This window comes from Streptomyces pyxinae (assembly GCF_024756275.1).
Lineage (GTDB): Bacteria > Actinomycetota > Actinomycetes > Streptomycetales > Streptomycetaceae > Streptomyces > Streptomyces pyxinae.
Genome location: NZ_JANUGQ010000006.1, coordinates 66,031 through 91,908, shown reverse-complemented (window position 1 = coordinate 91,908; position 25,878 = coordinate 66,031). Strand labels below are relative to the sequence as shown.

Below are 25,878 nucleotides of genomic sequence, written 5' to 3'. Positions count from 1 at the left end.
CGGTCGTCTCGCCCCCTCCGCCCTCCCCGACCTCCCGCCTCTCGGCCTTGTCGGCCTGCTCCGCCCGGTCGGCGTCCTCCGGAGCCCGGCGCGGGGAATTCCGGTGGACGTGGGGGTCCGGTCGGCCGTTACGGTCCCCGCATGTCCTACCGTTCGCTCCTCACCCGTCCCGTACTGGCCTGGTGCGCCGTCAGTGCGGCGGCCCGGGTGCCAGTGGCCATGGCGCCGCTCGCCCTTGTCTTCCTGGTGCGGGAGCGCCCCGGCGGGTACAGCCTCGGCGCGGTGCTGGCCGCCTGCTACGTGGTGGGGGAGATCGCCGGAGCGCCGCTGCTCGGTGCCCGGCTCCGCCCCGAGCGGGCCCGGCGCCAGTTGGCCGGCGGACTTGCCGGGGGTGCCGCCGCTTTCACCGGGCTCGGGCTGCCGCACGGGGCGCATCCGGTACTGCTGGGCGCCCTCGCCTGTGTCGCCGGGGCGGCGCCTGCCGCGGCCGGGGGCGGGATGCGGGCCCTGCTGACCGCCCTGGTGCCGCCCGGTGCCGTCACCCGGGCGATGAGCCTGGAGTCCATGCTCGGCTCCGGCGTCTGGGCCGCCGCGCCCGCCGCCACCACCGGGCTGGCGCTCGGCGCGGCACCGTACGCCCCGATGCTGCTCGCGGGAGGACTGATGGCTGCCTCGGTCGCCGGGCTGTGGCTGCTCCCGGGCGGCTGGGCGGCGGACGACACCGACCGGGGCGGTGCCTCGGTGACCCGGCTGCTGGCCCGCGCCTGGCCGGTCTACCTGCTCGGCGCCGCGAGCATGACCCTGTTGGCGCTCGCCGAACTGGTTCTCCCCGCCCTGCTGGAGCAGCGGGGCGTCGCGGTCGGCTGGGCGGGGCCGTTGCTGGTCGGCTACGCGCTCGGCATGGGGGTGGGTGCCTTCCTCTACGGGCTCCGCCCCTGGCCCGGCCGGCTGCCGGTGCAGGGCCTGGTGTTGCTGGCCGGGGTGACCGGGTGCGTACTGGTGCTGGCCCTCGCGCCGTCGCCGGCGGCCGTCGCGGCGGGTCTGCTGGTGGGCGGGGTGCTCCAGGCGGGGGTGTCGCTCTCCCGGAACCTGACCTTGCGCCAGGTGCTGCCACCCAGCGTGCTGGCGGCGGGCTTCTCGGTGATGTACGCGTCGGTGGGCGCCGGCTACGCGGTGACCGGCGCGCTCGCCGGCGGGCTGCTCCGGGTGGCGGCCCCGTCCACCGCCATCCTGGCCGGGGTGGGGCTGACCGTGCTCGTCGCGGGGGTGGCCGCGGTGGCGGAGCACCGGACGTACCGGGCCGCCGCCTCGTCCGGACCGGTTCAGGAGCCGGTGTCGGAGGCGGGCCCGGCTGACTCGGCGGATCCGGGGGCGGTGGCGCGGAAGGTGCGGCGGTAGGTGGTGGGGGACACACCGAGGGCGGCCACCAGGTGCTGGCGCAGGGACTGCGCGGTGCCGAAGCCGGCGCGGCGGGCCACCTCGTCGATCGAGAGGCCGGTCGACTCCAGCAACTGCCGTGCCCGCTCCACCCGCTGGCGGGTCAGCCACTGGCCCGGGCTGATCCCGGCCTCCTCCCGGAAGCGGCGGGTGAAGGTCCGTACGCTCATCGCCTCCCGGGCCGCGAGGTCGCTCAGCCGCAGCGGTTCATGGAGCCGTTCGAGCGCCCAGGCGCGGGCCGCCGTGGTGGTCGCGGTAAGCGGCTCGGGGAGCGGGCGCTCGATGAACTGCGCCTGGCCGCCGTCCCGGTGGGGCGGTACGACGGTGCTGCGGGCCACCTCGTTGGCGACGGCCGCGCCGTGGTCCCGGCGCACGATGTGCAGGCAGAGGTCGATGCCGGCGGCGACCCCGGCGGAGGTGAGCACGTCCCCGTCGTCGATGAAGAGCACGTCCGGGTCGACCCGCACCGACGGGAAGAGCCGCTGGAAGTGCTCGGCGTGGAACCAGTGGGTGGTCGCCGGGCGGCCGTCCAGGAAGCCGGCGGCGGCCAGGACGTAGGAGCCGGTGCAGATGGAGACCAGCCGGGTGCCGGGCCGGATCCGGCCGAGCGCGGCGGCCAGTTCCCCGGGCAGCCGCCCCTCCTCGTACGCCGTACCCAGCGCGTGCGAGGCGGGCACCACCACCGTGTCGGCGGTCTCCAGCGCCTCCGCGCCGTACGCCACATCGACCGTGAAGTCGGCCTCGGTACGGACCGGTCCGGCGGTCACTCCGCAGGTGACGATCGAGTAGAGCGGCCGGCCGCCGGGGGTCCTCGCGCGGCCGAAGATCCGGTGCGGGATGCCCAGTTCGAACGGGATCAGCCCGTCCAGGGCGAGGACGGCCACCCGGTGGGGCGGCGGAGTGCCGTCGCCGGGCGCCGGGCCGTCCGGTCCGGAGGCGGGCGAGAGGCGGGGGCTGGTCGGGCTGGTCGGACTCATGGCCCGATCCTATCGAAAGCTGTCATTCGGGCCAGTGGTTCCGTGTTCACCGAATCAGCAGGATGAGGATGTGACCCAGACGACCCCGCCGCCCGCCGCCCCGGTGACCGCCTCCGGCTCCGTGCCCACCTCCGCCTCCGGCTCCGCGAGTGCTCCTGTGAACGCTTCCGCTCCGGGTGGCCCGCCGGGCCGGAGACGGTTCCGGGTGCACCGGGCGTGGTCGGTCGCCGCCGTCACCTTTGTGACGATCATCGGCGCCGCCGCCTTCGGCTCCCTGCCCGGTCTGCTGATCGAGCCGCTCCACCAGGAGTTCACCTGGTCGCGCGGGACCATCGGGCTCGCCGTCTCCGTCAATCTCGCGCTCTACGGCCTCACGGCGCCGTTCGCCGCCGCGCTGATGGACCGGTTCGGCATCCGCCGGGTGGTGGCGGTCGCACTCTCGGTCATCGCGGTCGGCTCGCTGCTCACCGTCTGGATGACCGCCGCCTGGCAACTCGTCCTCTACTGGGGCCTGTTGGTCGGCATGGGCAGTGGCTCCATGGCGCTGGCCTTCGCCGCCACCGTGACCAACCGCTGGTTCGCCGCCCGGCGCGGGCTGGTGACCGGCATCCTCACCGCAGCCGGCGCCTCCGGCCAACTGGTCTTCCTGCCGCTGCTCTCCTGGCTGGTCCAGGCGCACGGCTGGCGCCCGGCGGCCGTCACGGTCGCGCTCTCGGCGCTCGCCGTGGTGCCGTTCGTCTGGCTGCTGCTCCGCGACCACCCGGCGGACGTGGGCCTCGCGCCCTACGGGGCGACCGAGCCGGTGCCCCGGCCCGTGCCGGTGCCGGGCGCGGCCCGCCGGGCGGTCACCGTGCTGCTCTCCGCCGCCCGTACCGGACCGTTCTGGCTGCTCGCGGGCACCTTCGCCATCTGCGGGGCGTCCACCAACGGGCTGGTCAAGACGCACTTCGTGCCCGCCGCCCACGACCACGGGATGCCCATCACGGCGGCCGCCTCGCTGCTCGCGGTGATCGGTGTCTTCGATGTCGCCGGCACCATCGCCTCCGGCTGGTTCACCGACCGCTTCGAACCGCGCCGGCTGCTGGCGGTGTACTACGCCCTGCGCGGCATCTCGCTGCTCTTCCTGCCGATGCTGCTGGCACCGGCCGTGCACCCGCCGATGGTCTTCTTCATCGTCTTCTACGGGCTGGACTGGGTGGCCACCGTGCCGCCGACCATCGCCCTCTGCCGGGAGCAGTACGGCGACGACTCCGCCATCGTCTTCGGCTGGGTGCTCGCCTCCCACCAGGTGGGCGCGGCGGCGGTGGCCTTCGCGGGCGGTCTGGCGCGGGACGCCTTCGGCTCGTACGACGTGGTCTGGTACGCCTCCGGCGCGCTCTGCGCGGCCGCCGCCCTGATGGCCCTGGTCATCCGCCGCCGCCCCGCCCGCGCCCAGGCCCCCACCCCGGCCGCCGTGGCCCCGGCCGCCTGACCCGGCGGCCGGCGGACACCCGGGAGCGCGGCGGTGGACGGCGGCGGGGGCGCACCCCCTGACCCGGCGGCCGGCGGTTCCGGCGGGTGCCGGGCTCAGTGCCCGGCGGCGCGCAGTACGGCGTACGGGCCCCGCCGTCCGGCGTCCTCCGGGAGCCAGCCGGCGGTGACCCACCCCAGCACACCGGACCCGCCGGGTGTCCCGGGGCGCAGCGCGCGGACGATCGTGAGGGTGACCGGACCGGTCGCGGTCTCCACCGTCACGTGGGTGCCGTCCGGTCCGTCCACCACCGCCGTCGGCCCGGCCGGGTCGGTGAGGGCGGTGCCGCCGAAGTGCGGGACGACGGAGGGGTCGGGGGTGTCCGAGACCCGCTGCATCTGCGGTTCGGCGGCCCCCTGGATCAGCGCCAGCAACTGGCCGACCAGCACCGGGTCATGGGCCCCGTCGTAGACCCAGCGCTTCCCCAGCACGCCGTGCTCGGCGGTGCCGACCAGGCCCTCCTCCGCCCCGTCGAGCGGCGCTCCCCGGTAGGTGAGCGGCACGTGGTAGACCGCCGTCGGGCCGCCCGAACCGTCCGCGATCGCCATGAACTCCAGGCCCACCTCCCCCGCCGGGTCGTCGAGCCGGAAGCCGCCCGCGCGCTCCGGGCGCGGCTCCCGGTCCCCGCCGGTGTACCAGGGGCGGCCGGGCAGCCAGTCGGCGAGCAGTTCCAGCTTGCCGGGGGTCAGGGTCGTCTGATGAATGACAGCCATGCGCCCGAACCTACGCCGTCCGGCCCGCCGTTGCCGTCGGGGCCCGCCGGGGCCGGGGTGCGGTACGGGCGATGGAGCGGGCTATCCGGCGGGCGTCCAGGCCCAGTTCACGCAGGGTGCCGCTGATCGGGGTGGTGAAGCCGGTGAAGTAGAGGCCCCGCGCGTGGTCGGCGGTCCGGGCGCCGTGGGTCCGTGGCAGCCCGCGCCGGTCCAGTACGCCCAGCTCGCCGGCCAGCGCCTCCAGCCCCCGCCGGTACCCGGTCGCGGCGATCACCGTGTCGGGGGTGATCCGGGTGCCGTCCGCCAGCACCACCGTGTCGCCGTCGAAGGACTCCACCGCCGCCACCGGCTCCACCCGGCCGCTCCGTATCGCCCTGATCAGTCCGGTCCGTCCGGTGTCCTGCACCGGGATGGCGCCCTGCCGGGCCCGTGAGTAGAGCCCGCCGGCCGGCCGGGGCAACCCGTGCGCCGACAGGTCGGGCACCGAGAGCCGGGCCAGCACCCGGGCGCCCGCGTCCACCAGCCGTACCGGCAGCCGGCGCACCAGGACGGCGGTCGCCTGGGCGGGCCAGCCGAGGGTGGAGCGGCGTACCAGGTGCGGCGGGGTGCGCACCGCGAGCCGTACCCGGGCGGCACCGCCCCGGGCGAGGTCCACCGCCAGTTCGGCACCGGTGTTCCCGGCGCCGACCACCAGGACGTCCCGGCCGGCGAAGGGCGCCGGATTCCGGTAGTCGCTCGCGTGCAGCAGCTCGCCGCCGTACGACTCCAGGCCGGGCCACCGCGGCAGGTGCGGCGTGTGGTTGTAGCCGGTCGCCACGACCACCGCCCGGCCGGTCAGCAGCCGCCCGCCGGTGGCGTGCAGGGTCCACAGCCGCCCGACCCGCACCAGCCGGGTGACCTCGACGCCGGTGACGACCTCCAGCTCGTGCGCCTCGGCGTACTTCTCCAGGTAGCGCACCAGATCGTCCCGGGCCACCCAGCGGCCGAACCGGCGGGGCAGCCGCAGCCCGGGCAGCGACGACCGGCGCCGGGTGGTGTGCAGCCGCAGCCGGTCGTAGTGGCGGCGCCAGGAGTCCCCCAGCGCGTCGGACTTCTCCAGGACGACGGCCCGTACGCCCCGTTGGCGGAGCGCGGCGGCGACGGCGAGTCCGCCGGGGCCGCCGCCGACGACGTACACCGGGTACACGGGGTACAAGGAGTACGGGGACATGTCCTGGGTGAGTCCGGCCATGGACGCCCAGCGTAATGATCCGCTCACACCGTGGGTCTCGGTCGCGAGGGCATTCGGTTGCGATCCGGTCACGCCGCCAGGGCCGGGAGCGGTTCCCGGGTCCGGCCGCCTGGACCGGAGCGGTTCCCGGGTCCGGCCGTCAGGGCCAGAGCAGTTCCCGGGTCCAGCCGCCGTCGTCCGCCCGGCGGTAGCGCAGCCGGACATGGCGCCGGCGGGCGTCGCCCTGGAAGAACTCGACCTCGGCGGGCGCCAGGGTGTACACCGTCCAGCTCTCCGCCCGCGCCTCCGGTTCCGCCTCGGCCCGCGCCCAGGCGGCGTCGAGCGCCCGGTCCAGCTCGGCCGCCGACGGCAGCGGTTCGCTCTGCCGGCCCGCCAGCGCCGAGGCCAGCGCCCCGGTCGAACGCACCCGCAGATCGGCGTCGGCCTCCTCCCAGGTCCCCGGGGAGACCCGGCCCCGCACCCGCACCTGCCGCCCCTGGACGGACCAGTAGAAGCCGAGCGCCGCGTCCGGGGCGGTGGCGAGCTGGTGGCCCTTGGCGCTGGTGGCGTGCGAGGCGAAGTGCCAGCCGCGCTCATCCGCGCCGTGCAGCATCAGGGTCCGTACGTCCGGTCGTCCGGTGGCGTCCACCGTCGCCAGTGTCATGGTGTGCGGCTCGGGCTGCCCGGCCGTGGCCGCCGCGACGAACCACGCGTGGAAGAGCGGCAGGGGCGCCTCGGGGGCGCCGTCCGGATCGAAGGCGGGCAGCTCGGTGTCCCAGACCCGCTGCGCGCGCAGGGTCTCCTCGAACTCACCGGGGCTGACGGAGGGGTACGGGTGCTCACTCATGGAGCCATCATGAGCCGCCGCCCTCCCGTACCGCGTCTGCGCATCGCCCTTACGGCCGTAGGACCGGATGCGCGCCGGGAACGCACCACGCCCGGGGGCGGGCACCCCGGGGGGCATCCGGAAAAGTCGTTCCGGAAGGCCATTCCGGCAGTTCATGGCCGGCAGTTCATGCCGAAAGGTGCCGGGAATATGTCGGGAGAGGGGCCGGAGAGATGAGGGAAAGGGCGCCGGAAAGGCCCTTCGGGGCGGGCCCGGCGCCCGTTACCGGGACGGCTTCCTTCCGGTGATGCCGAGATGGACCAGCAGCGCCAGATTCGGGCGCAGTTCGGCCTGTTTGACTCCCCAGGTCTGAAAACCCTTCTGGTGCGAGGCGACCGCCGCCAGCATCGTGACCAGTGCGCCGGCCATTGCCGCCGGATTGATGTCCTTGTCGAGCCTGTTCTTCGCCTGGAGTTCCCGCACGGAGTCCGCGAGCGAGGTGGTGACCGAACCCAGGATCTTCATACGGAGTTTGTAGAACCGCTTGTCGCCCTCGGCCGCCCCGAGATCGATCACCCGGAGAATGGCGTCGTTTCTCCGCCAGAAGTCCATGAAGCCGTCGACCAGTTCCTCCGACGACTGCCAGCCGGCCTTGCCGGCCCAGGACCGGCCGGCGACCAGTTCGGTCAGTCCGGTGCCTTCCCGGGCCATTTCTTCCGCGATCTCCAGAACGGCGCCCTCGACGTCCGGGAAGTACTGGTAGAAGGTCGCGGGGGACGTGCCCGCCTTCCGGGCCACGTCGATGACTTTGACGTCCCGGTACGGCGAGGAGCTGAGCATCTCGCTGAGGCAGTCGAGCAGCTTCTGCCGCGTCGCCTGACCACGCCGACCGGCCACGCGGCCGTCGACGGTGCGTACTTGTCCTGTCATGTCGTCAGCTTACCGAGGGGTGATCGGACCGCGATTCGGCCGACTGCAAATGGGTGCGACCCGGTACGGGACGGGTACGTACCGGAATTCTCCCCCTGCGGCTCCCGTCCCGCGCCAGTAGCGTGAATGGAGGCGCCGCCGCCCCGCCCCTCCCCGGGAAGGAATCCGTCCATGAGCGCATTCACCGAGGGCACTCCCTGCTGGGCCGATGTGCTGCTCCCCGACCTCGAAGCCGGAAAGCGCTTCTACGGGGGCCTGTTCGGCTGGACGTTCCCCGGTGACCGGCGGCCCGGAACGGAAACGCCGGTGGAGCCGGGAACCGGGAAAGGGACGGGAACGGGCGCGGGCGGCACGAGCGGCGCGAGCGGCGCGAAAACCGGGGGCGCCGCCGGGGCGGCGTACGGCCGGTACGCGGACGCCTACAGCGACGGCAGACGGGTCGCCGCCCTGGCCGCCAAGCGGGACGGCCGGATGCCGACCGCCTGGGGCGTCTACTTCGCCACCCCGGACGCGGTCGCGCTCACCGCGCGGATCAAGGACGCCGGCGGGCGGATGGTGACCGATCCGGTGGCCTTCGCCGACCGGGGCGTGCTGGCGGTCGCCGCCGACCCGGGCGGTGCCGTCTTCGGGCTCTGGCAGGCGGGCGCCCTGAGCGGCTTCGAGAAGCAGGGCGTGCCCGGTTCGTTCTGCTGGACCGAGGTCTACACCCGGGCCAAGGACGCCGTCGACTCCTTCTACGAGGCCGTCTTCGGCTTCCAGGTGCGCGATCTGGAGGACGACCCGGCCGTGGACTTCCGGGTCTGGTCACCGGCCGGGACCCGGGCGAGCGACGAGACCGCCGTCGGTGGCCGCAGCGTCATCACCGACGCCTTCCCGGCCGAGATGCCCGCCCACTTCCTCACCTACTTCGCGGTCGAGGACTGCGACGACACCGCCGCCGGGGCCGAGCGGCTGGGCGGCCGGGTGACCGAGCCGCCGTTCGACACCCCGTACGGCAGGATCGCGGTGATCGCCGACGACCAGGGCGCGGTCTTCGCCGTCCTGGCGGAACCCCACGCCGCCTGACCCCACACTGCCTGCCCCCGCCCCGCCTGCCCCCGCGCTGCCCGGGCCTGTCCCGCCCGTCTACCGTGTCCGCCCGGCCGCCGTGCCCGGCCACCCGCCGTGTCCGCCCATCCCGCCCGGCGGCCCATCGCGCCCGCCCGTCCCGCCGTCCGTCCGTGGCTGTCCGTGGCTGTCCGGTTTCGGGACGAGACACCCCGATCCGCCCCCTGGGTTCGCAACCGCCGCCCCGGACAGGAAGAATCAGGGGGCACGGGGCCGTGATCGCACGGCCCCGACGGGGAGGTGGCTAGCAAGTGGATCAGCTGACGCAGCACGACCCGCGGCGTATCGGCCCGTTCGAAGTGCTCGCCCGGCTCGGGGCCGGCGGCATGGGGCTGGTGTACCTGGCGCGGTCGGCCTCGGGGAGGCGCGTCGCGATCAAGACGGTCCGGACGGAGCTGGCCGAGGACCAGCTGTTCCGGGTCCGCTTCACCCGCGAGGTGGAGGCGGCCCGGGCCGTGTCCGGCTTCTACACCGCAGCCGTGGTGGACGCCGACCCCCGGGCCGCCGTGCCCTGGCTGGCCACCGCCTATGTCCCCGCGCCCTCCCTGGAGGAGATCGTCAACGAGTGCGGCCCGCTGCCCGCCCAGGCGGTCCGCTGGCTGGCGGCGGGTATCGCGGAGGCGCTCCAGTCGATCCACGGCGCCGGCCTGGTCCACCGCGACCTCAAGCCGTCCAATGTCCTGGTCGTCGAGGACGGGCCCCGGGTGATCGACTTCGGTATCGCCTCGGGCGTCTCCAACACCCGGCTCACCATGACCAACGTGGCCGTCGGCACCCCGGCCTACATGTCCCCCGAGCAGGCCCGGGACTCCCGCAGCGTCACCGGCGCCAGCGATGTCTTCTCGCTCGGCTCCACCCTGGTCTTCGCCGGCACCGGACACGCACCCTTCCACGGTGCCAACCCGGTCGAGACCGTCTTCATGCTGCTGCGCGAGGGCCCCGACCTCACCGATCTGCCGGACGAGCTGCGCCCGCTCATCGAGTCCTGCATGCAGATGGACGCGACCCGCCGCTCCACCCCGGCCGACCTCCAGACCCAGCTGGCCCCGCACCTCTTCGCGGGCGGCGACGACAGCGGTTCCGCGTCGGCCTGGCTGCCCACCCGGGCGACCGCCATGATCGAGCACCGCCGGGGCGGCGGCCGTACCACCCCGCCGCCCCCGGTCGCCCCGCCCCGTCCGGCCGGGCCGCCGCCGGGCCCCGGCGCCGGGACCGGCTGGGAGCCGGCCGCGCCCGGGGGCGACCCGCGCACCGGCCAGGCCCTCCCCGCGCCCGCCCGTGGCCCGGTGGCACCCGCCCGCCCCGCCGGACCGGGCGCCGCTCCGGTGCTCACCGGCCCCGGAGGAGGGCCCGGCGGAGGCTCCGGCCCCGCCCCCGACGGGGCCCCGGTACGGCTGCCGGGCGCCGCCGTGCCGATCGGCCCGGGGCCCCGGGTCTCCGACACCACCCGGGCCGCCGCCCTGCCGGGTGCCGGGGCCACCACCGGCTGGGTGCGCCCGCCGGCCGGCGCCACCGGGGTCGCCGAGCCCGCGCCCACCGGTCCGCCGCTGCTCACCGCCCCGCCGGCGCCCGCGCCCGAGGCGGCCGACCCGGGCCACTGGCGGCCCTGGCGGTTCCGGATGTCCAACGACGTGTGGGGCACCCCGGTGGTCGCGGGCGAGCTGCTCTACGTCACCTCCTTCGAGGTGCATGCCCTGGACACGGGCAGCGGCCGGCGCCGCTTCAAGACCCGGGACGTGGCCTGGTCCATGGCCGTGGACGGCGGCCGGATCCACGCCTCCGACGGCCCCTCGCTCTACGCCCTCGACGCCCAGGACGGCAGCGAGCGCTGGCGGCTGAGCACCGACGCCTGGGTGTACGCCCTCCAGGCCGACCGGGGCACCGTGGTCACCGCCACCCGGGGCGGCGGCGTCCAGGCGTGGGAGGCGTCCAACGGCGCCAAGCTCTGGGAGATCACCGGCGCCCAGACCGACTTCGAGACCGCGGAGGCCGGCCCCTCGGTCCACGGGGACACCGTCTTCGTCTGGCAGAACGCCCGGCTGCGCGCCCTGGACGCCCGCAGCGGCACCGAGCGGTGGTCGTACCCGATCGGGGACGCGGCCTCCTGCGGCGGCGTACCGGTGCGCCTCACCGTGGCCGAGGACGGCTGTGTCCACGTCGTCGCCGGCACCCGGGCGCTCTCGGTGGACCTGCGCTCCGGCCAGGTGCGCTGGCACTTCGAGGCCCCGGCGGTCTTCCTCTCGCCGCCCGCCTTCGCCCCCGGCCCGGCCGTCACCGGCGGCGGGGTCTATCTCGCGGACTACCTGGGCACGGTGTACGCGCTCGACGCCGCGACCGGCAAGGACCGCTGGCGGATCGCCACCGAGGCCCGCCAGTCCGCCGAGCCGGTGCTGGTGGCGCACGGCAACGTCCATGTGGGCAGCGGCAGCGCGCTCTACACCCTGGACGCGGTGACCGGCACCCCCAAGTGGCGGTTCGCGGCCGGCGGCCCGCTCGTCGGCGCCCCGGTGGTGGCCGACGGCCGGGTGCACTTCGGCTCGGCCGACCATGTGCTCTACACCCTGGACGCGGGCGGCGGCCAGCTCCGCTGGAAGCTCACCACCGGCGGCGAGATCACCGGCTCGCTGGTGGCCCGGGCGGGCGTGGTGTACGCGTGCAGCAAGGACCGCTGCGTCTACGCCTTGGACGCCGCCAAGGGCACCGCCACCGGCCGCGGCCCGGCCCCCCGCTAGCCCGCGCCCCGATCCGTGCCTCCCGGCTGTGGGTCCGGTGGCCCCAGGGTCCGGTGACCCGTGCCGGTCAGCCCCGGCGGGGTCCCTCGCTGGGCGCCCCCGGCTCGTCCCCGTACGGCCGCCGCCGCTCGTCGTACGGGCCGCGCTGCTCGTCGTACGGCCGGCCCTGCTCGTCGGTGGCTGGCTGCCGCCGCTCGTCGTACGGGCCGCGCTGGTTCTCGTACGGGCCTTCGCCGGTGCGGGGGAGCGGCTGGGTGGGCGGGCCGTCCGGGGGCCCACCGGGCTGCTGCCCGTACGGGGCGGGCTCGTACGGCTCCTCGTACCGCTCCTGCCGCGGCTCTCGGTACGGCTCCTGGTACGGCTGGTCGTCCCGCCGGCCGTACGGCTGCCCGGTGTCCTCGTACGGCTGCCGCCCCGGTTCGCCGTACGGCGCTCCCGCCGCGTCCGGTGCCGGTTCCCGGCGGGCCCGGCTGCGGGGGCGGCCGCTCATCACCGCCGAGGCCAGCAGCAGAAGCACCCCGCCCCCGGCCGCCGCGGCGACTCCCAGGCCGAGCCCGGAGCCGTCGGAGTCCAGGCTCAGTTCGCCGGCCGCCTGGCCCTGCCGGACCATCCACAGCACGGTGAAGCCCAGCACCACCACACCGGCCAGCGCGACCAGCGGCCGTGACCGCAGCAGCAGGGCGATCAGCGTCAGCAGCGCGGCGCACGCGAACGGCAGCAGCAGGGAGGTGGCGAGGTCCGCCCGGGCGGCGCCGATGCCCCCGAACAGATCGGCGACCCGGTAGTCCCGGCCGTGACGGCCGTCGTACCAGGCACGGAAGGGGCTCCAGACGGCGGCCGCCGCTCCGATGAGAGCCAGGACGCTGCCGAGGACGTTGCGGATCATCGTCGGTCTCCTCCGGTCCGGCGCGGCCCTGGGGCCCGGTCCGACTCCCGGTCCCGACGCTACGCCCGCCGGGTCCCCACCGCCACAGGGACGCCGGCCTTGCTTCTGGCCCCGACTCCCGGGGGCACCCCGCCCGGGGCCGCCCCGCCCGGACCCGGCTCCGGACGCGCGAAGGCCGCGACGGCTTCCCCTTCGCGCCGTCGCGGCCTGCTTCCCTACGGAGCGGGACGGATCACTTCACGGGCTCGGCCGTGGCGTGGATGTTCCCCAGCGGCTCGATGCCGTCCGCCAGGGAGGTGCCCAGCGCGGCGCCGTCCAGGACGGGGTCCTCGTCGTGACCGATCGGCTCGGTGGCGGCCGGGCCGTTCCTGGTGATCAGCCGCTCGGCCGGCGAGCCCGTGGCGTGGATGTTCTTGATCTCGATCCCGTCCGCCGCCGCGACCGTCTCCGTGCCGGTGGCGTGGATGTTCCCGGGCTCGGCGACCGGCTGGTCCAGAGTGACCTGGGTGACCTCGCTCATGATGGGTTCCCTCCCGTTGTCGTGCGTGTTCCGGTGGTGCGTAAAGGCCCGCCCGGCTGCTCCCCCGAGCGCTGCCGGACGGGCCTCAGGCGGGGCCGTTCCGTGGAATCCGGAGCCGATGGCCCCTCCGGCGACCCGCCTGCCCCCCGACGCGACGGATCGTTGAGACAGAGCATGCCGGGGGGCGATAAACGAACGATGAACGCCCTGGCCGGGGTGTCACCCCTGGGCGACGGCCGGCTCGTCGACGGAGACGTCGGTGAAGGCGGTGTCCCCGAGGGCGGGGTCCTCCAGGCCCGACTCCTCGAAGTCGGCGTCATCCGCTCCGCCGAGCCCGCCGAAGAGTCCCGACAGGACCTCCTCCGGCTTCAGCTCGGTGGCACCGGTCGGGGCGATCGGCTTGGCCGCCGCGCCACGGCCGACGCGCAGGGTGAACCCCAGCTTGTCGATCTTGGCCTTGGCCTTGGCCGGGATCTCCTTGTCCGACTTGGCCAGCTCGGTGAGGTCCACGGACATCTCTTCCAGCGCGCCGTTCTTCAGCTGGAAGTTGGCCGTCACCTTCCCGGTCGGGGCCTCCTTCAGGTCCTTGGCGGTCGGCAGCGGAGCGCTCATCGGCAGCTCCTTGGCCATCGGCCGGATCGCCTCGACCAGCTCGGTCACCAGGGTGCGGAAGGGGGCGACGGCGCTGATCTGCTCCGTGCCGTCCTTCGCGCTCGCCGTGGTGAAGTCGACCTCGCGGGAGACGACGGCGCCCACCTTGTCCAGCAGCTTCTGCTGGGTCTTGGCGTCCATCGAGGGCTCGGGCGACGGCTTGCCGGAGCCCTTCGGGCCGCCCAGCGCCCCCTCGCGGGCCTTCTTCGCCTCGTCCAGGGAGAGCTTCACCCACTCGCCCTGGAGCAGCTTCTTGAACCCCGCGGCCTGCGGCGGCAGTTCGTCGGCGCTCGGCAGCGGCGCGCCGGCGACCTTGCCGAGGGCCTTCACATCGGCCTTGACGTACATGATGTCGTCGACCAGCCGGTAGTCGATCAGGGTGCCTTCCGGGCTGGTCAGCGTCATGCTCATGCCGGTGTAGTCACCCTCACCGGACTCGCCCAGCGGCTTCTTGGACTCGATGGACACGGCGAGCTTGGCGCCCATCAGGAAGTCGGCGGCCTGCGGCGGCATCTTGTCGTCCGGCGCCGAGTCGGAGTCCAGCGCCTGAAGCGTCTGCGCGTCGGTGTCCAGGTCCAGTTCGAAGGAGAGCGACTTCTCCTTGCCGAGCTGGTCGAAGGCGCGGTCCAGCTTCTGGCCCGCGGACAGGTTCTGCACCGTGCCGCACGCGGCGGAGCCGGCGAGCACGGTGGCGACGACGGCGGTGGCAGTCAGGGTCTTTCGTATGGCGGTGATGACCGTCTCCTTGGGAAGGTGACCACAGAGGGTGGTCACAGGAAAGACTTACGAACCGCTTACATGGTTGCAATCGAAAAACCCCCGCGGCCCCCCGGTTTCCCCGGTGAAGGACATCCTGGCACGCCCCACTGACAGTGCTGTCAGCGCTGACAGCCGCGTCGGCCCCGGCAGGGCGGCCCCCCTGCCGGGCGGCTCCCACCGGGCGGCCCCCGCGTCTCAGGCCCCCGCCGGGCGGCCCCCGCGTCTCAGGCGCAGGCCATCGGCCGCAGCAGGGACCGGACTTCGGCCGCCTCGGGGGCGTCCAGCTCCTCGTAGATGCGCAGCGCCTCCTGCCAGCAGACCTGGGCGCGGCCGCTCTGTCCCACACTGGCTAGCGCCCGGCCCAGCACGGTGAGCACATTGCCGCGCCGCCACTCGCCGCCGATGCCGTGCAGCACGGTGAGCGCCATCTCGGCGCGGGCGGCGGCCTGGGCGGGACGGCGGGCGGTGATGTCCACCTCGGCCAGCCGGAAGAGCGTCATGCCCTCCCAGAGCCGCTGCCGGCTGTCCCGGAACACCTCCAGCGCCTCCCCGAGCCGGTCGGCGGCGGCGGTGAGGCTCCCGCTCTGGGTGAGCGCCAGGCCCAGCGCGTACCGGCCGTTGGCGCCCTTGAGGGCGTGGCCCATGGTGTCGTACATCTCGGTGCCCTGCTGGGCGAGGGTGACGGCGCTGTCGGTGCGGCCGGTGGCGAGATGGATCCGGGACAGGTTGCAGAGCGCGCTGGCCTCGCCCGCCCCGTCCTCGCAGGTGCGGAAGTCCCGGATGGCGCGGGCGAGATGACGCTCGCCCTCCTCGTACCGGTGCTGGTACAGCGCTATCACGCCGCTGGTGTTCGCCGCCCAGCAGCGGACCAGCAGGTCGCCGGTCTCCCGGGCCAGCCGCAGCGCCTCCCCGGCCTCCGCGTCGGCCAGGTCGAACCGGCCCGTGACGTGCTGGACATAGGCCAGGCAGATGGCGGCGCGGCCCTCGGTGCGGGGATCGGCGTGGCCCCGGGAGGCGTCCCGCAGGGCGGCGGCGACCGTCTCGTACTCCTTGGAGTTGGCGCCCGACTCGGCCAGGTCCAGGGCGGCCCACAGCAGATCGACCGCCCGTCGCAGGGTGGCGCCGCCGGCCGACTGGCGCACACAGGCCAGCAGGCAACTCGCCTCGGCGTACAGCCAGTCCTGGGCCGCGTGCCGGTCGCCGAAGGCCAGCCCGGGGCGGGCGGCGGGCTCCAGATGGTCGGCCAGCCGGTCGCCGGGCCGCTCGATCGCGTACACCCGGGCGGTGGTGGCCAGATAGAAGTCGAGCAGCCGGGAGAGCACCGACTCCCGCTCGCCCGGCGGCTGTTCGTCACGCTCCGCGCAGGCACGCGCGTAGAGTCGTACGAGATCGTGGAAGCGGTAGCGGCCGGGTGCGGCCGACTCCAGCAGCGAGGTGTCGACCAGCGACTCCAGCAGGTCCTCGGCCTCCTGCTCGGGCAGGTCCAGCACCGCCGCCGCGGCCGCCAGCGAGATGTCCGGCCCGTCCGCGAGGCCCAGCAGCCGGAACGCCCGGGCCTGGGCGGGCTCCAACTGCCCGTAGCCCAGCTCGAAGGTGGCCTTCACCGCGAGGTCGCCCGCCTGGAGCTCGTCCAACCGCCGTCGCTCGTCGGCCAGTTTGGCGGCGAGCACCGCGACCGTCCAGGTGCGCCGGGCGGCCAGCCGGGAGGCGGCGATCCGGATCGCCAGCGGCAGGAAGCCGCAGGCGGCCACCACGTCCAGCGCGGCCTCCCGCTCGGCCCGCACCCGCTCGCCACCCACGATCCGGGTGAAGAGCTGAAGCGCCTCCTCCGGCGACATCACGTCCAGGTCCACCAGATGGGCGCCGGCCAGGTCCACCATCCGGATCCGGCTGGTCACCAGCGCCGCGCACCCCTCGGTGCCGGGCAGCAGCGGGCGGACCTGGGCGGCGTCCCGGGCGTTGTCCAGCAGTACCAGCACCCGGCGGCCGGCGAGCGCGGAGCGGTAGAGCGCCGACCGCTCCTCCAGCGAGTCGGGCAGCGCCCCCTCCGGGGTGCCGAGCGCCCGCAGAAAGGCGCCGAGCACCGTCTCCGGCTCGGCCGCCCGCGCCGCCGTGCCCTGAAGGTCCACATAGAGCTGGCCGTCCGGGAAGTGCGGCCGGGCCGCGTGCGCCACATGCACGGCCAGGGTCGTCTTGCCGACCCCGCCGATGCCGGCCAGCGCCGAGACGGCCATCACCGAGCCCTCGGCACTGGCCAGCCGGTGCCCCAGCTCCCGTACGAAGGGTGCGCGGCCGGTGAAGTCCGGCACGGTCGCCGGGAGTTGTGCCGGTCTGGCGACCACGGGCGCGGGTGCGGCGGCGGCCTCCGGCGGTGCGGCCAGCTCCTCGTCGGCGCGCAGGATGCGCTGCTGGAGCCGGGCCAGCTCGGGGCGCGGATCGACACCCAGCTCCTCCGCCAGCAGCCGCCGGGTGTCCGTGTACACCGCCAGCGCCTCCGCCTGCCGGCCGCTGCGGTAGAGCGCCAGCATCAGCAGCTCGCGCAGCCGCTCCCGCAGCGGGTGGGCGGCGGTCAGCGCGGTCAGCTCGGAGACGGCCTCGGCGTGCCGGCCCGCCTCCAGGTTCATGTCGAGCCAGGTCTCCAGGAGGGTGAGCCGCCACTCCACGAGCCGGGCGCGCTCGGTCTCCGCGTACGGGCCCGGCACCGAGGCCAGCGGCTCGCCGTCCCAGAGCTCCAGCGAGTTGCCCAGCAGCTCCCGCGCCCGGCCCTGCTCGCCCGCCGCCCGGGCCTTGTCCGCCTCGGCGGCCAGCTCCCGCGCCACATGCAGGTCCAGCGCGTCCGGCCGGCTGCGCAGCGCGTACCCGCCCGACTCGCTGACCAGGGTGCCGGTCGGCAGCACCTTGCGCAGCCGGGAGGCGTACGTCCGGACCGCCGCCAGCGCCCTGGGGGGCGGCTCGGTGCCCCAGATGGCGTCGATCAGCTGGGCGGCCGTCGCGGTGCGGCCGTCGCGCAGCAGCAGGGCGGCGAGCAGCGCGCGCTGCTGCGGCGACCCGGGCGACAGGGCCTCCCCGCCGCGCCAGGCGCGCACCGGGCCCAGCACGGCGAACCGCAGGCCGTTCGCCGCGCCCTGCCGAGGCCCGTCCTCGCGGTCCATAGCTCCCCCTGCCCCGTACCTTCCGTACCCGCCGGTCCGTACCGCTGGTCTCGCCCCCCGACAGTCTGCCCTGCCGACACCGACCCCGTCAGCAACGGCCGCCCGGCCTTCGCCGACCGGCCGGATCGCCCGGTCGGCCGGTCGCCCGATCGGCCGACCGCCGGTTGCCCGGCTGGCCGCCCGACAGGCGGTGCCGGGCGCGCGGAGGCCGGGTGCGGGGACAGGCACCGGGGGCCGGGTGCGGGCGGTCAACCCGTCACCCGTACCCGGCACCCGCGTGTACCCGCTCCGGGCCCGGCGGAACGCCGTACCGCCGGACGCGCCCGATTCCCCCGACGGGGCCGAGGGGTCCGGCGGTTCCGTCGGGGCCGCTCAGACCCCGCGGACCCCCAGGACCCCGCGAACCCCACAGGGCACGGGTCAGAGAACGCCCGACTCCGCGATGGTGACCTTGGCCGACGGACGGCCGCTCTGCGAGCCGAGGCCCTCGATGCGCTTGACCAGCTCCATGCCCGCCTCGTCCGCGACCTCGCCGAAGACGACGTGCTTGCCGTCCAGCCAGTCGGTCACGATCGTGGTGACGAAGAACTGCGAGCCGTTGGTGTTGCGGCCGGCGTTGGCCATCGAGAGCAGGCCCGGGCGGTCGTGCTTGAGCTGGAAGTTCTCGTCCGCGAACTTCTCGCCGTAGATGCTCTTGCCGCCGGTGCCGTCACCGCGAGTGAAGTCACCGCCCTGGAGCATGAAGTTCGGGATGATCCGGTGGAAGGAGGAGCCGGCGTAGCCGAAGCCCTTCTCGCCGGTGGCGAGGGCGCGGAAGTTCTCCGCGGTCTTCGGGACCACGTCGTCGAAGAGGTTGAAGGTGATCCGGCCCGCGGGCTGGTCGTCAATGGTGATGTCGAAGTAGACCTTGGTCGTCATGGCCCCATCCTGACATTCCGCCGCCGGGCGCTTGTCAGTGGCGGTCGGTTCAATGGCTCGTATGGGCGATGTGACACGCGACGAGGACTGGTACGGACGGACGCTGGGCAGCGAGGTCCGCCACGAGGAGCGGACCTTCTACGACACCGACTGGACCGAGGTCCTGGCCGAGGGCGCGGTCTTCGAGAGCTGCGTCTTCTCCGGGGTGCGGTTCAACGCCTCCCGCCACGAGGGCGCCGCCTACACCAACTGCGTCTTCCGCCGCTGCTCCTTCTTCGACGCCCGGTTCACCGGGTGCAAGGCCGTCGGCAGCCGCTTCGACGACTGTACGTACGGTCTGCTCACCGTCTCCGGCGGCGACTGGTCCTACACCTCCTGGCCGGGCGCCCGGCTCGGCAAGGCCGTCTTCGAGGATGTACGGCTCCGCGAGGCCGACCTCACCGGTGCCCGCCTGGACGGCGCCGCGCTCACCCGCTGCGACCTCGCCGGCGCCCTGCTGCGCGGCGCCTCGCTGACCGGCGCCGACCTGCGCGGCTCCACCCTCCCGGACCTCGACCCCCGCACCCTGGCCGCCACCCGCGGCGCCCGCATCGACCTGGCCCAGGCCGCCGCCCTCGCCGCCGGCCTCGGCTTCGACGTGGGCTGACCGGGACGCGGCCCCGGCCCACCCGCCGACCCGGCCTTCCGCATGGCCCCCGGCACACGTCGTCCGGTGCGCGCTTCCGGATGGCCCCCGGCACACGGCGGCCGGTGTGCCCTTCCGCGCGTCGCCCGGCACGGCGGCCGGTGCGGCCTCGGTGCGGCAGCCGGCCCGCCCTTCCGCGTGGTCCCCGGCGGGGCCGCAGGAGCGACCCGCAGGCGCGGCCCGTCAGCGCGGCCCCCGATGTGACGTCAGTGTGTCGCGAGCCAGGCGAATCCGGCGCCCCCGACGGCCGCGCCCGCGGCCAGCGAGAGCGGCCGGTTCCGGCGCAGGCTGTAGGCCACCACCAGCGCGGTGGCCACGACCACCAGCGAACCGACGACGCCGCTCAGCCACCCGCCGCCGAACCCGTACTCGTCACCGTGCCGCCACAGCCACGCCAGCCAGGCAAGTCTCATGTGTCCCCCCGAAGTTGTCCCCGGGGATCCTAACGCGCGCCGGCCCCCGCCGATCGCCGCCGCCCTCCGCCGTACGGGCCTCCCGCGCCCCGCACGAGAAGCCCGGCCGCCCGCTCCACCTCGGCCTCCGTGGTGCCCCTGCCGACCCCGAGCCGGAGGTGTCTCGCCGGGCGGTTGTGGTTCAGCGGTTGCCGGTCCAGACGATGCGGTCGGCGAAGCCGCCTCGTTCACGGGCCTTGGTCTGACGGATCGCTTCCAGCGCGGCCGGGTCCATGCCCAGGTCCCGCGCGAGCGCGTGGACGACTTCCAGTATGTCGGCCAGTTCGTCGGGTGCCGTCGAGCTGTCCGCCGCGAGGAACTCCTGGACCTCTTCGAGCAGTTTGTCGCGCAGTCGGCCGCGGTATTCGTCCGCCCCGGCCGTATGAGTCATCGGCTCGGCGCCGTCCGCGCGGATGATCTCCGGGATGCGGTCCCGTACGAGCTTGCCGCGGCTGTTCATGTCTGCGCTCCCGGGCTCGTCCTTCGTGGCCGCGGAGTGGTGTCGGCCGGCCTGCGTCGTGCGGTCTCAGCGTAGGGGCCGCCTCGGAGGAGGGGGGCCGGTCAGGTCAGGGTGGCGAAGAAGGCACGGAGGTCGGTGACGAGGAGGTCGGGGGCCTCCATGGACAGGAAGTGGCCGGCCCGGCCGAGTTCGGTCCAGCGGACGATGTGGTGGTCGCGCTCGGCCCAGCGGCGGACGGTCACGTCGTGGGCGGAGACCAGGACGGCGGTGGGTACGGAGCCCCGGGTGTCGGTGTCGGCCGGGGTGGTGGCGGACTCGGGCCGGGCGTTGGCGGTGATCTCCTCGTAGTAGATCTGGGCGGCCGAGACGGCGGTGCCGGTCAGCCAGTACAGGGAGACCTGGGTCAGGATGCGGTCCCGGTCGATGCCGTCCTCCGGGAGGCCGTCCGCCGGTTCGGTGAGTTCCTTGAACTTTTCCACCATCCAGGCGAGTTGGCCGACCGGTGAGTCGGTGAGGGCGTACCCCACCGTCTGGGGGCGCTTGGAGTTGCACCGGAGATAGCCGTCGTTGAAGCCCCGCATCGCCTGCCGGCGCCGCTGCTCGGTCTCGGTCAGGCCGTCCGTCTCGCCCTCGGCGCCGGACGGGAAGGCGAGCAGGGCGTTGACATGGATGCCGATGACCCGGTCGGGGTGCTGCCTGCCGAGGTGCGGGGCGATCCAGGAGCCGGTGTCGTACCCCTGGACGCCGTACCGCTCGTAGCCGAGCGTCTCCATCAGGCCGGCGCACACCCGGGCCATCGCGGCGGCGTCCATGCCGGGTCCGGCCAGCGGGGTGGAGAAGCCGAAGCCCGGCAGGGACGGGACGACCAGGTGGAAGGCGTGCGCCGGGTCGCCGCCGTGGGCGCGCGGGTCGGACAGGGGCCCCAGCACGTCCAGGAAGTCCGCGACCGAGCCCGGCCAGCCGTGCAGCAGCAACAGCGGGGTGGCGGCCGGCTCGGGGGAGCGCACCTGGAGGAAGTGCAGGTTCTGGCCGTCGACGGTGGTCAGGAACTGGGGGTGGGCGTTGAGCGCCGCCTCCTGGGCTCGCCAGTCGTAGCCGTCGGCCCAGTACGCGGCGAGGCCCTTGAGGTAGCCGACCGGGACGCCTCTGCTCCAGCCGGTGCCCGGCAGCTCGGCCGGCCAGCGGGTGGCGGCGAGCCGGGCGCGCAGGTCGTCCAGCGCTTCCTGGGGGACGTCCACCCGGAAGGGGCGGGGACTCGGAAGGTTCGCCGGAAGGTTCATGGGGGCGACGGTAGAAGGGGGCGCGGTCAGTTCCGGTCCGGTACGCGGGGAGAAGCCGGATCCGCCGGGCGGAAACTTCCACGGGAAAATCGCGCGGGAAAATTTTGAACCGGGCAAATCGGGCGGGGGTGCGGTTCTCGCAGGAGGTACTCCGGGTAACCGAGCCTGGGATCGGCACGTTTGGTGGCCGTGTCGACCTTTCTTCTGCTGGCTGAGTGCCCTGCGTGGGCATGCAATGGAAGGGAAAGATCGGCGCCTTCGGCCTTCCGGATACCGAAATCGCAGCCCTTAGCGTCCTGGCCATGACTCAGGTGGAAGCACGGCCCCGGGCCGGAGACGCGGTGACGACGGCGCCGGACGCCGCCGTGCCGGGCGGCGCGTCCGACGCCGGAGGCGTACGCGGCAAGGGGCTCGGCGGGAACTCCGTCGGGCTCGTCGGCAGTGCGGTCATCGGTGTGTCGACCGTCGCCCCGGTCTACTGCCTGACCTCCACCCTGGGCTCCACCGCCGGCGAGGTCGGGCTCCAGATGCCCGCCGTCTTCCTGGCCGGTTTCCTGCCGATGCTGCTGGTGGCCTTCGCGTACCGGGAGCTCAACCGGGCGATGCCCGACTGCGGCACCTCGTTCACCTGGACGGTCAAGGCCTTCGGGCCCCGGGTCGGCTGGATGTGCGGCTGGGGGCTGGTGATCGCGACGATCATCGTGCTCTCCAACCTCGCGGGCGTCGCCACCTCGTACTTCTGGCTGCTCGCCGGGGAGCTCACCGGCGACCCGGGCGTCGCCGCGCTGGACGGCGACAAGGCCGTCCACATCCTCACCTGTCTGGGCCTGATCGCCGTCGCCACCGCCATCAGCTACCGGGGCATGACCGCCACCAAGAGCGTCCAGTACACCCTGGTCGGCCTCCAGCTCGCGGTGCTGGCCATCTTCGTCGTGCTGGCCTTCGGGAAGGCGGGCGACGCCGCCTTCCCGACCGGCGCGGAGTTCTCCTGGTCCTGGCTGAATCCGTTCGCCGTCGGCTCCTTCTCCGCCTTCACCGCCGGGCTCTCGCTGGCGATCTTCATCTACTGGGGCTGGGACGCCTGCATGGCCACCAACGAGGAGACCACCGGCAGCGACCGCACCCCCGGCCGCGCCGCGCTGATCACCATGGTGGTGCTGGTCGGCTCGTACCTCGCCACCGGCATCGCCGCCCAACTGGTGGTGGGCTCCGGCGACCGGGGCCTCGGCCTCGCCAACCCGGACACCTCCGACAATGTCTTCGCCGCGCTCGCCGGTCCGGTGATGGGCGGGGCGCTCGGCGTCACCCTCTTCGTCGCCGTGCTCGCCTCCGCCACCGCCAGCCTCCAGACCACCTTCATCCCGGTCGCCCGCACGGTCCTGGCGATGGCCACCTACGAGGCCCTGCCGCACTCCTTCACCCGGGTGCACCCCCGGTTCAAGACCCCGGGCCAGGCCACCGTGGTGGCCGGTGCCGCCACCGGCGTCTTCTACACGGTCATGACCCTGGTCAGCGAGAACGTCCTGGTCGACACCATCTACGCCCTCGGGCTGATGATCTGCTTCTACTACGCCCTGACCGCCTTCGCCTGTGTCTGGTTCTTCCGCGCCGAGCTGACCCGTTCCGTGCGGGACGCGCTGCTGAAGGGCGTACTCCCGGCCCTCGGCGGGCTGATGCTCACCGCCGTCTTCGGCAAGACGCTGTACGACATGTGGGACCCGGCGTACGGCTCCGGCTCCGCCGTTCTCGGCGTCGGCTCGGTCTTCGTCATCGGCGTCGGGCTGCTGCTCCTGGGCGTGGTGATCATGCTGGTGATGCGGCGGCGCAGCCCCGCCTTCTTCCGGGGCGAGGTACTGACCCGGGAGACCCCGTCGCTGGTCGTCCCCGACTGAGGGAGCCCGCCACGGCCGGGTGGCCGGGGCGGGCTCCCTGCCGGGCCGGGCGGCCGGCGGCCGTCGTGCGGGGGACGGCGCCCCGGGGCAACCTGGACGGTATGAGCGACTCGTGCGACCTCCACGCCATCGCCGGTGAACACCTGGCCGCCGCCCGGGACAGCGAGCACGGCCGCAGCGCCCTCCTGGTCCTGCGGCAGCGGCCGCTCCGCCAGACCGTCATCGCCCTCACCGCCGGCACCTCGCTGGACGAGCACACCACCCCGCCGGCCGCCTCCCTCCAGGTGCTGCGCGGCACGGTACGGGTGACCACCCGGTCCGGCGACACCGAGCTGACGACCGCCGCGCTCCATCTGCTGCCGCCCGAGCGGCACGGGGTCACCGCCGTGACGGACGCGGCGATCCTGCTGACCGCCGTCAACGACTGAGCAGCTGTCTACGACTGAGCGGCGGCCGACGACCGGGTGGCCGGCGACGACTGAGCGGCCGGCGACGACCGGGTGGCCGGCGACGGCGGCTGCCGTCGAAGACTGGTCGGCCGTCGAAGACTGGGTGGCCGTCGAAGACTGGGTGGCCGTCGGCGGCCGGCCGCCGACGACTGTGGGGCCGCCGACGACCGGGTGGCCGCCGGCGGACGACTGAGCGCCGTCGGACGACCGAGCGGCGGCCCGGAAGGCCGCGTCCTCACCGCCGGGCGCGGACCAGCAGATAGAGGAAGTACGGGGTCCCCACCACGGCGGTCATGACCCCGGCGCCCAGCTGGGAGGGGGCGATCACGGTACGGCCCAGCAGGTCCGCCCCGGTGACCAGGGCCGCCCCCAGCAGCAGGGCCACCGGGACCACCCGGACGTGCCGGCGGCCCACCAGGGCGCGGGCGGCGTGCGGGGCGACCAGGCCCACGAAGCCGATGGTGCCGGTGGCGGCGACCGCCGTGGCGCTGAGCAGCACGCTCACCACCAGCATCCCGAGGCGCGCCCCGGCCGGCCGCAGCCCGAGCAGCCGGGGGGTGTCCTCGTCCAGGGCGATGAGGTCCAGCTCCGTACGGCGGCCGACGGCCACGGCGACGGCGGCGGCCAGGACCAGCGCCACCGGCACGGTGTCGGGCAGGGTGCGTCCGTACGTCGAGCCGGCCAGCCAGGTGAGCGCCCGGGTGGCGTTGAACGGGTCGGTGAGCACGATCAGCAGGCTGATCAGCGCCGCCGTCCCGGCCGCCACCCCGATGCCGACCAGGACCAGCCGGTTCTGCTGGAAGCCGCCGCGCGCGGCCAGTCCGAAGACCACCACGGCGGCGGCCGCGGCCCCGGCGAAGGCGGCCCCGGCCAGCCCCCAGGACCCGGCCACCGGAACCGTGGTGACCAGCAGTACGGCTCCGAGGGCGGCGCCGCCGGAGACGCCGAGCACCCCCGGGTCCGCGAGCGGGTTGCGGGTCACCGCCTGGACCAGCGTGCCGGAGAGCGCCAGCGCGGCCCCGGCCAGCAGCGCGGCCACCACCCGGGGCACCCGGGTGTCCAGGACGAAGGTGACGGCCTGGCCGGAGCGGCCCGTCGCCCAGTTGGCGACGTCCCCGAGCAGCAGTTTGGCGTCGCCCAGCAGTACGGCGGCGATCGTCACCCCCACGAGCACCGCCACCAGCAGCAGCAACGTGACCAGGAAGGCACCCCGGCCGGGGGTCCGCATCCGGTCCGGCTGGGCGGCCCCGGGCGTCTCCCGGGTGCGCAGCGCCATCACCACCAGGAAGCCGGCGCCCACCACGCTGGTCACCACCCCGGTCGGCACCGCGACCGCCAGGTCGCTCGGCACCAGCGCCCGCAGCAGCACGTCGGAGCCCAGTACCAGCGCCGCGCCGGCCAGCCCGGCCACCGGCAGCCCGGCCCGGGCCCGCAGCAGTCCGCGCGCCCGCCGGCCCAGGGGGCGTACCAGCGCGGGGGCGCAGAGCCCGACGAAGCCGACCGGACCGGCGAGTGTCACCGCCGTGGCCGACAGCAGGGCCGCCAGGGCCACCACGGTCGTCCGGGTGGTCCTGACCGGCACCCCGAGGCCCCGGGCCGCGTCGTCACCGAGCCCGAGCGCGTCCACCCGGCGGCCGAGGAGCAGCAGCCCGGCCAGGGCCGCCAGGGCCAGTGGCGCGGTCTGGAGCACCCCGTTGAAGCCGTTCTGCGCGATCGAGCCCTGGCCCCAGTGGTAGAGGCCCTCGGCGTGCTGCGGGAACAGCAGGAGCAGCGCCTCGGTGACGGCTCCCAGGCCGAGGGCGAGGGCGCTGCCCGCGAGCACCAGCCGGACGGTTCCGCCGCCGGGTCCGGAGAGTCCGAGCACCAGGACGGCGGCGGCGAGGCCGCCGGCGAAGGCGACCCCGGAGGAGGCGAGCAGCGGCACCGTCACTCCGGTGACGCCGACGGCGGTGAGGGCGAGGTAGGCGCCGGCGTTGACGGCCAGGGTGTCCGGCGCGGCGAGCACATTGCGGCTCACGGCCTGGAGGGCCGCGCCCGCCGCGCCCAGGGCGACGCCCACCAGGATTCCGGCGGCGGCCCTCGGCAGCCGGGAGGCCACCACCACGGAGGCGTCACCCGCGCCGGCCCGGCCGGTGAGCGCCCGCCACACCTCGGCCGGGCCGGTGGCGGCGGTGCCCTGGGTGATGTCGACGGCGGCGAGCAGGACGATCAGCAGCACCAGCGCGGCCGTCACCGCGACCGTTCCGGCGGGGGACCGGCCTGCGGGAGGCCGGCCGGCCGGGTTCGGCCGCGCGTGCCCGGCGGGCGCGGTCGGGGCGGTGACGGCCATGGC

21 protein-coding genes are annotated in these 25,878 nt (G+C 74.8%); 7 read left to right on the top strand and 14 right to left on the bottom strand.

The genetic code is table 11. The features are described from left to right. Positions 1-141 precede the first annotated feature (141 nt). Positions 142-1,398 carry an MFS transporter gene (locus tag NX801_RS09495; protein WP_258786839.1) on the top strand — a complete coding sequence of 419 codons (1,257 nt, stop codon included), beginning with the start codon at positions 142-144 and terminating at the stop codon, positions 1,396-1,398. Here NX801_RS09495 and NX801_RS09490 read toward each other — a convergent pair. Beyond that, complete coding sequence (locus NX801_RS09490) at positions 1,323-2,414, bottom strand: GlxA family transcriptional regulator (RefSeq protein ID WP_258786837.1); 1,092 nt, start codon at positions 2,412-2,414, stop codon at positions 1,323-1,325. The genes NX801_RS09495 and NX801_RS09490 overlap by 76 nt on opposite strands. A gap of 157 nt (positions 2,415-2,571) precedes the next feature. Between NX801_RS09490 and NX801_RS09485 the strand changes: the two genes are divergently transcribed. Next, positions 2,572-3,885: an MFS transporter gene (locus NX801_RS09485; protein ID WP_258786992.1), complete on the top strand. Its 1,314-nt coding sequence runs from the start codon at positions 2,572-2,574 to the stop codon at positions 3,883-3,885. A 95-nt stretch (positions 3,886-3,980) separates the two neighbouring features. Here NX801_RS09485 and NX801_RS09480 read toward each other — a convergent pair whose 3' ends face one another. The 4 genes from NX801_RS09480 to NX801_RS09465 form a co-directional block, all read right to left on the bottom strand. Next, positions 3,981-4,637: a maltokinase N-terminal cap-like domain-containing protein gene (locus NX801_RS09480; protein WP_258786835.1), complete on the bottom strand. Its 657-nt coding sequence runs from the start codon at positions 4,635-4,637 to the stop codon at positions 3,981-3,983. A 10-nt stretch (positions 4,638-4,647) separates the two neighbouring features. After that, the gene (locus tag NX801_RS09475; protein WP_258786834.1) at positions 4,648-5,868 is read right to left on the bottom strand and encodes a flavin-containing monooxygenase; all 1,221 of its coding nucleotides are present in this window, start codon (positions 5,866-5,868) and stop codon (positions 4,648-4,650) included. 139 nt (positions 5,869-6,007) lie between these two features. Further along, on the bottom strand, positions 6,008-6,694 hold the full coding sequence (locus NX801_RS09470) for a pyridoxine/pyridoxamine 5'-phosphate oxidase (protein ID WP_258786833.1): 687 nt from the start codon (positions 6,692-6,694) through the stop codon (positions 6,008-6,010). A 261-nt stretch (positions 6,695-6,955) separates the two neighbouring features. Continuing rightward, positions 6,956-7,603 (bottom strand): TetR family transcriptional regulator, encoded by a 648-nt coding sequence (locus NX801_RS09465; RefSeq protein WP_258786832.1) that lies wholly within the window; start codon positions 7,601-7,603, stop codon positions 6,956-6,958. A 171-nt stretch (positions 7,604-7,774) separates the two neighbouring features. Here NX801_RS09465 and NX801_RS09460 point away from each other — a divergent pair, with 171 nt between their 5' ends. Both NX801_RS09460 and afsK read left to right on the top strand, forming a co-directional pair. Next, positions 7,775-8,668, top strand: coding sequence for a VOC family protein (locus NX801_RS09460; protein ID WP_258786831.1), 894 nt, complete (start codon positions 7,775-7,777; stop codon positions 8,666-8,668). A 293-nt stretch (positions 8,669-8,961) separates the two neighbouring features. Beyond that, on the top strand, positions 8,962-11,442 hold the full coding sequence (gene afsK / locus NX801_RS09455; protein ID WP_258786830.1) for a protein serine/threonine kinase AfsK: 2,481 nt from the start codon (positions 8,962-8,964) through the stop codon (positions 11,440-11,442). Between the two features lie 67 nt (positions 11,443-11,509). Here the strand turns inward: afsK and NX801_RS09450 are convergent, their stop codons facing one another. The 5 genes from NX801_RS09450 to NX801_RS09430 form a co-directional block, all read right to left on the bottom strand. Further along, positions 11,510-12,328, bottom strand: a complete 819-nt coding sequence (locus NX801_RS09450; protein WP_258786829.1) for a chromosomal replication initiator protein DnaA — start codon at positions 12,326-12,328, stop codon at positions 11,510-11,512. A gap of 232 nt (positions 12,329-12,560) precedes the next feature. Continuing rightward, positions 12,561-12,848 (bottom strand): hypothetical protein, encoded by a 288-nt coding sequence (locus NX801_RS09445; RefSeq protein ID WP_258786827.1) that lies wholly within the window; start codon positions 12,846-12,848, stop codon positions 12,561-12,563. Positions 12,849-13,067: 219 nt separating this feature from the next. Then, entirely contained in the window at positions 13,068-14,273 is a 1,206-nt protein-coding gene (locus tag NX801_RS09440; protein WP_258786826.1) for a hypothetical protein, read from the bottom strand. A 209-nt stretch (positions 14,274-14,482) separates the two neighbouring features. Beyond that, positions 14,483-17,410 (bottom strand): SARP-family global regulator AfsR, encoded by a 2,928-nt coding sequence (gene afsR, locus NX801_RS09435; protein ID WP_258786825.1) that lies wholly within the window; start codon positions 17,408-17,410, stop codon positions 14,483-14,485. A gap of 420 nt (positions 17,411-17,830) precedes the next feature. Continuing rightward, positions 17,831-18,328 carry a peptidylprolyl isomerase gene (locus NX801_RS09430; RefSeq protein WP_258786824.1) on the bottom strand — a complete coding sequence of 166 codons (498 nt, stop codon included), beginning with the start codon at positions 18,326-18,328 and terminating at the stop codon, positions 17,831-17,833. Between the two features lie 61 nt (positions 18,329-18,389). Here NX801_RS09430 and NX801_RS09425 point away from each other — a divergent pair, with 61 nt between their 5' ends. Continuing rightward, the gene (locus NX801_RS09425; protein ID WP_258786823.1) at positions 18,390-18,974 is read left to right on the top strand and encodes a pentapeptide repeat-containing protein; all 585 of its coding nucleotides are present in this window, start codon (positions 18,390-18,392) and stop codon (positions 18,972-18,974) included. A gap of 245 nt (positions 18,975-19,219) precedes the next feature. Here the strand turns inward: NX801_RS09425 and NX801_RS09420 are convergent, their stop codons facing one another. From NX801_RS09420 to NX801_RS09410, 3 genes are all read right to left on the bottom strand, one after another. Then, positions 19,220-19,426 carry a hypothetical protein gene (locus NX801_RS09420; protein WP_258786819.1) on the bottom strand — a complete coding sequence of 69 codons (207 nt, stop codon included), beginning with the start codon at positions 19,424-19,426 and terminating at the stop codon, positions 19,220-19,222. 181 nt (positions 19,427-19,607) lie between these two features. Then, entirely contained in the window at positions 19,608-19,925 is a 318-nt protein-coding gene (locus NX801_RS09415; protein WP_258786818.1) for a nucleoside triphosphate pyrophosphohydrolase, read from the bottom strand. Positions 19,926-20,026: 101 nt separating this feature from the next. Continuing rightward, on the bottom strand, positions 20,027-21,205 hold the full coding sequence (locus NX801_RS09410) for an epoxide hydrolase family protein (protein WP_258786816.1): 1,179 nt from the start codon (positions 21,203-21,205) through the stop codon (positions 20,027-20,029). A gap of 302 nt (positions 21,206-21,507) precedes the next feature. On the opposite strand from NX801_RS09410, the gene NX801_RS09405 reads away from it, so the two are divergent. Both NX801_RS09405 and NX801_RS09400 read left to right on the top strand, forming a co-directional pair. Continuing rightward, positions 21,508-23,097: an APC family permease gene (locus NX801_RS09405; RefSeq protein ID WP_258786815.1), complete on the top strand. Its 1,590-nt coding sequence runs from the start codon at positions 21,508-21,510 to the stop codon at positions 23,095-23,097. Positions 23,098-23,198: 101 nt separating this feature from the next. Continuing rightward, on the top strand, positions 23,199-23,525 hold the full coding sequence (locus tag NX801_RS09400; RefSeq protein WP_258786814.1) for a cupin domain-containing protein: 327 nt from the start codon (positions 23,199-23,201) through the stop codon (positions 23,523-23,525). 256 nt (positions 23,526-23,781) lie between these two features. Here NX801_RS09400 and NX801_RS09395 read toward each other — a convergent pair whose 3' ends face one another. Next, positions 23,782-25,875: an iron ABC transporter permease gene (locus NX801_RS09395; protein WP_258786813.1), complete on the bottom strand. Its 2,094-nt coding sequence runs from the start codon at positions 25,873-25,875 to the stop codon at positions 23,782-23,784. Positions 25,876-25,878 lie beyond the last annotated feature (3 nt).

Bases quoted from the DNA above. Each gene is read 5' to 3' on its own strand.
- NX801_RS09495 (WP_258786839.1), top strand. From the start codon at position 142: ATGTCCTACCGTTCGCTCCTCACCCGTCCCGTACTGGCCTGGTGCGCC.
- NX801_RS09490 (WP_258786837.1), bottom strand. From the start codon at position 2,414: ATGAGTCCGACCAGCCCGACCAGCCCCCGCCTCTCGCCCGCCTCCGGA.
- NX801_RS09480 (WP_258786835.1), bottom strand. From the start codon at position 4,637: ATGGCTGTCATTCATCAGACGACCCTGACCCCCGGCAAGCTGGAACTG.
- NX801_RS09475 (WP_258786834.1), bottom strand. From the start codon at position 5,868: ATGGCCGGACTCACCCAGGACATGTCCCCGTACTCCTTGTACCCCGTG.
- NX801_RS09470 (WP_258786833.1), bottom strand. From the start codon at position 6,694: ATGAGTGAGCACCCGTACCCCTCCGTCAGCCCCGGTGAGTTCGAGGAG.
- NX801_RS09465 (WP_258786832.1), bottom strand. From the start codon at position 7,603: ATGACAGGACAAGTACGCACCGTCGACGGCCGCGTGGCCGGTCGGCGT.
- NX801_RS09460 (WP_258786831.1), top strand. From the start codon at position 7,775: ATGAGCGCATTCACCGAGGGCACTCCCTGCTGGGCCGATGTGCTGCTC.
- NX801_RS09450 (WP_258786829.1), bottom strand. From the start codon at position 12,328: ATGATCCGCAACGTCCTCGGCAGCGTCCTGGCTCTCATCGGAGCGGCG.
- NX801_RS09445 (WP_258786827.1), bottom strand. From the start codon at position 12,848: ATGAGCGAGGTCACCCAGGTCACTCTGGACCAGCCGGTCGCCGAGCCC.
- afsR (WP_258786825.1), bottom strand. From the start codon at position 17,410: ATGGACCGCGAGGACGGGCCTCGGCAGGGCGCGGCGAACGGCCTGCGG.
- NX801_RS09430 (WP_258786824.1), bottom strand. From the start codon at position 18,328: ATGACGACCAAGGTCTACTTCGACATCACCATTGACGACCAGCCCGCG.
- NX801_RS09425 (WP_258786823.1), top strand. From the start codon at position 18,390: ATGGGCGATGTGACACGCGACGAGGACTGGTACGGACGGACGCTGGGC.
- NX801_RS09420 (WP_258786819.1), bottom strand. From the start codon at position 19,426: ATGAGACTTGCCTGGCTGGCGTGGCTGTGGCGGCACGGTGACGAGTAC.
- NX801_RS09415 (WP_258786818.1), bottom strand. From the start codon at position 19,925: ATGAACAGCCGCGGCAAGCTCGTACGGGACCGCATCCCGGAGATCATC.
- NX801_RS09410 (WP_258786816.1), bottom strand. From the start codon at position 21,205: ATGAACCTTCCGGCGAACCTTCCGAGTCCCCGCCCCTTCCGGGTGGAC.
- NX801_RS09405 (WP_258786815.1), top strand. From the start codon at position 21,508: ATGACTCAGGTGGAAGCACGGCCCCGGGCCGGAGACGCGGTGACGACG.
- NX801_RS09400 (WP_258786814.1), top strand. From the start codon at position 23,199: ATGAGCGACTCGTGCGACCTCCACGCCATCGCCGGTGAACACCTGGCC.
- NX801_RS09395 (WP_258786813.1), bottom strand. From the start codon at position 25,875: ATGGCCGTCACCGCCCCGACCGCGCCCGCCGGGCACGCGCGGCCGAAC.